This window comes from Corallococcus llansteffanensis, assembly GCF_003612055.1.
Taxonomy (GTDB): domain Bacteria; phylum Myxococcota; class Myxococcia; order Myxococcales; family Myxococcaceae; genus Corallococcus; species Corallococcus llansteffanensis.
On the sequence record NZ_RAWB01001197.1, the window covers coordinates 1 to 433 of the forward strand.

At 67.7% G+C, this 433-nt stretch carries 1 protein-coding gene; it reads left to right on the forward strand.

All coding sequences use genetic code 11. The annotated features are described in order from the left end of the window. Positions 1-433 (forward strand): GGDEF domain-containing protein (locus tag D7V93_RS44120; protein ID WP_147451742.1); only part of this gene is annotated, 433 nt, incomplete at both ends.

Here is a 433-nt window from a genome sequence, read left to right on the forward strand (position 1 = left end):
CCTCACTGGCCTGGCCAACCGCGCCGGCTTTGAAGAGCGTTTGCTGGCGGCGCTCGACCAGGCGCGTGTGACCGGATCCACCGGCGCGCTGCTGCTGGTCGACCTCGACGGCTTCAAGGTCGTCAACGACACGCACGGACATGCCGTGGGCGATGCGCTGCTGCGGACCTTCGCGCAGCGCTTGGCACGGGCGGTGCGCCCGTATGACGGCGTGGCGCGCTTTGGCGGCGACGAGTTCGCCGTCATCCTCGAGCACCTGTCGCACCCGGACGACGCCAAGACGGTTGCGGCCAATATCCTCTCCGCATGCAACAAGCCGTTTCGCTGGCGTGAGGCGATGGTGCAGGTGGGCGCGAGCATCGGTATCGCGACTTTCGACGCGCGCACGCTGGCGCAGAGCGTCGTTTTCGAAGCCGCCGATGAGGCGCTGTAT